This is a genomic window from Nostoc sp. NMS2 (assembly GCF_017115105.1).
GTDB lineage: Bacteria > Cyanobacteriota > Cyanobacteriia > Cyanobacteriales > Nostocaceae > Nostoc.
The window spans coordinates 1-3,849 of record NZ_JABXKH010000074.1; the positions used below are offsets into that span (position 1 = coordinate 1).

Genomic DNA, 3,849 nt, shown 5'->3' on the forward strand with positions numbered 1-3,849 from the left:
CTTTGTTGCATCAGTTCTGGGGCACGCGCGGTTGTCTTATAGCCCAGCCCTACGACGTTGAAAAGGGCGCTGGGACTAAGAATCCCCAGACATTTTTAAGAGCATTGGGGCCGGAACCGTGGGCTGTTGCCTACGTTGAACCGTGTCGTCGCCCTACAGATGGACGGTACGGCGAAAACCCCAACCGCTTCCAACACTATTATCAGTACCAAGTTTTGATCAAGCCTTCACCAGATAATATTCAGGAGATTTATCTTGATTCGTTAAGGGTGTTAGGTATTCGTCCTGAAGACCACGATATTCGGTTTGTAGAGGATAACTGGGAAGATGCGACGGTGGGAGCTTGGGGCACTGGGTGGGAAGTATGGTTGGATGGAATGGAAATTACTCAATTTACCTACTTCCAACAGTGTGGAGGAATTGATTGCCGTCCAGTGTCGATTGAGATTACTTATGGTTTAGAGCGGCTGACAATGTATCTCCAGCAAGTAGAGGCAATTACTAAGATTCATTGGACAGACAACATTACTTATGGTGATGTTTACCTCCAGGGAGAGATTGAGCAGTGTACATACAATTTTGAGGCGTCGAATCCTGAGTTGCTACTGACACTATTTAATTTGTATGAGCAGGAAGCTACGCAATTGACGGAGCGAGGATTGGTTTTGCCTAGCTTAGATTATGTAATGAAGTGTTCACACACGTTCAATTTGCTGGATGCCAGAGGTGTGATTTCGGTGACGGAGAGAACTCGTTATATTGCCAGGATTCGGCATTTGGCTAGAAAGGTGGCTCATTTATATGTTGAGCAAAGGGAGAAGTTGGGTTTTCCTTTGCTTAAAGATAGTGTGGGTTCAACAGGAAGCCCAACATCTTAAAGGGTGTGGCTACACGAACTAAGTACAGCTTTGTGTAAAATCGTAAGGTTTTTAAACGCAGAGGAACGCAAAGTAAACGCAAAGGTACGCAGAGTCTTGGCAAATTTAATTCGCTACGACTTTGTTTTCTGGTTATCCATGCGGCACTGGGGTTTAATCTAAGTATATTTTTATCATCTGGCTATTGCTAAAGATCAGAAATACAGTTAAATCTTGAGTCTGGAACATTAAGGCTACAAGTATGAGGCCCGCCTGTGCGGGCTTTGTTTGTATAAACTTAATGGACTATACTTCACCACAAGTATAAAATTTTTTGGCGTTGCTGGTTAAAGAGATGAAATGCTTATGCAGAGGCGCTCCAAGAGCAGATAATAATAGTTTGGAATATTTGATTTTTGAATTTTATAGCCAAATTCGGCATTGCTGATTTTTCTCTATTGCTGCCCTAACTATTTTTAAGTCAGGTTCAAATTCCGGTTGCCAGGTGCTTTTACAAAAAATCTTATGATTCAAACCAGTGGTGTAATTATTTGTCTTGGCTACATTTTTGGGTTGCTGTTTACAGCAGTTCCTTGGGGTGGTGTGTATATTTTGGTTCTGGGGATAGTGGGAGCAATTGTTTTTAGAAGACGCACCAATTTACAACAACTTGCTCAGAAAGCAGAAAAGGCTGGAAGCAAAAATAAGGCAGTGTCTAACACTTGGCAAACTAATTCCCATCCTCGAATATGGCTAGCTGCTGGTTTGGTGGGATTATTGGCAACTCTATATTTTCAATGGCGAGTGCCACAACCAGGTGCAAAAGATATTAGTCAGTTTGTTCCGCCTGGAAATAGCAATAATCAAGAACAACTTGTGATTGTTCGTGGGGAAGTGGCGAGTAATCCCCGCTTAACTCGTAGTCAGCGAGGACAATTTTGGCTGGAAGCGACTCAAATAGATGAGGTTAAAAATGAAAAAGGTTCAGCAGGTGTCCCAAAAGGGGTAACGGGCAAATTGTATGTGACAGTGCCTATACTTCAGGCTACTGGGTTATACCCTAGTCAACAAATTGCTGTGACTGGGATTTTATACAAACCAAAGGCGGCTTCCAATCCTGGTGGTTTCGATTTTCAGAAGTTTCTGAAGCAGGAAGGGACGTTTGCTGGTTTGATTGGGCGACAAATAAATGTTTTGGATCAGGAACGTAAATGGGGATGGTGGCAAATTCGAGAGCGAATTGTGCGATCGCAAGTTCGTTGGTTAGGTATTCCTGAAGGGCCTCTTGTCAGTGCAATGGTTTTAGGTAGCAAAGCTGTTGATTTACCCTACGATATCCGCGATTTATTTGTACAAGCAGGATTAGCTCATGCTTTAGCAGCTTCCGGGTTCCAAACTTCTTTGATTTTAAGTGTGATCTTACAGTTAACGAGGCGGGCAAAGAAAGGAACGCAATTTACTCTTGGTTTTTTGGCTTTAATCATTTTTCTGAGTTTAACAGGTTTTCAACCTGCGGTTCTCAGAGCCGTAATTATGGGTTTTGCGGCATTAATTGGTTTGCTATTAAAAAGGAAGGTAAAACAGTTCGGATCGTTACTATTAGCAGCAACTCTGTTATTAGTGTTTAATCCTCTATGGATTTGGGATTTAGGCTTTCAACTGAGTTTTTTAGCAACGCTGGGCTTAATCGTAACAGTACCAGCATTAGTCAACCGTCTAGCATGGCTTCCACCTGCGATCGCTGCTTTGATTGCCGTTCCTCTGGCTGCGACTCTTTGGACTTTACCTGTACAACTTTTTGTCTTTGGGGTCGTACCATCTTATAGTTTGTTGCTAAATGTGGTTAGTACTCCATTAATTTCGATCATTAGCATCGGTGGAATCATTAGTGCCTTAGTAGGTTTAATTTGGACTCAGGCAGGAAGCTTTCTTGCTGCGGTGTTACATTATCCGACAGACTGGCTAATTAAATTAGTGGAATTTTTTAGCAAGTTGCCAGGAAATTCTGTTGCTGTAGGCAGCATATCTATTTGGCAGCTTCTAGCGATTTATGTACTGATTATACTGGTTTGGTTAGTTCCTTGGTGGCAGCGACGGTGGTGGGTTGCTAATGTGATTGCGATTGGTTTAGTATTCATCCCCCTTTGGCATTCTACAAATACATTATTTAGGATAACGGTATTAGAATCTGGTACGGAACCAATTGTAGTTGTTCAAGATAGAGGGACTGTAACTGTAATTAATAGTGGTGATGAAGGGACTGGACGTTTCACAATCTTACCGTTTTTACAACAGCAGGGTGTAAATCAAATCAATTGGGCGATCGCAACTGATTTCCAAGGCAATAAAAGTAATGCTTGGTTGGAATTACTGCAACGTTTACCAATCAAAAATTTTTATGAATATTCCCCCAATCCAGAAAATTCTATTGCAACTCAGGCAATTCAACAAGAGTTACAAAAGTATCAGGGATATTACCAGCCGATGGCAGTTGGTCAAGCTGTAAAAGCGGGTTCAATAGTGGCACAATTAATCAACGATCAATTACCTATCTTACAATTGCAAATTTTAGATCAAAATTGGTTATTAGTAGGCAATGTCAAGTCTAAAGAGGTACAGCAATTAATTAAAAATGGGAGTTTGCCTCGTCCACAAGTTTTATGGTGTGGTTCTCAGTCATTAAAAGATTTGGTTATTGCTCTACAACCACAAGTAGCGATCGCTTCTTCTGTTAACTTTGATCCAAAGATTTTATCTGAACTTTATCAAAGTAAAACAAAACTATTTTTTACAGGACGAGATGGGGCTATTCAATGGACACCTTATGCTAAATTTGAGGCTTTTGTTGAAGCAGCAGAAAGCAAATCTTCTATTTTCTAAAAACCCATAGCTCAATAATTTTAAAAGCATGATGTTCCTTTTTAAGGAAGAATGACTAGGGAGCATCCACTTTTGGCGGATTGCCCTCAGACTAGAAGTCTGGGGCTATACA

Annotated in this window: 2 protein-coding genes; both read left to right on the forward strand. The window is 41.2% G+C overall.

Annotation, left to right across the window (positions count from 1 at the left end; genetic code table 11):
- Positions 1-2 precede the first annotated feature (2 nt).
- Positions 3-878: a glycine--tRNA ligase subunit alpha gene (glyQ, locus tag HWQ36_RS15040; RefSeq protein ID WP_292704092.1), complete on the forward strand. Its 876-nt coding sequence runs from the start codon at positions 3-5 to the stop codon at positions 876-878.
- A 504-nt stretch (positions 879-1,382) separates the two neighbouring features.
- Positions 1,383-3,737 carry a ComEC/Rec2 family competence protein gene (locus HWQ36_RS15045; RefSeq protein WP_292704095.1) on the forward strand — a complete coding sequence of 785 codons (2,355 nt, stop codon included), beginning with the start codon at positions 1,383-1,385 and terminating at the stop codon, positions 3,735-3,737.
- Positions 3,738-3,849: the final 112 nt, after the last annotated feature.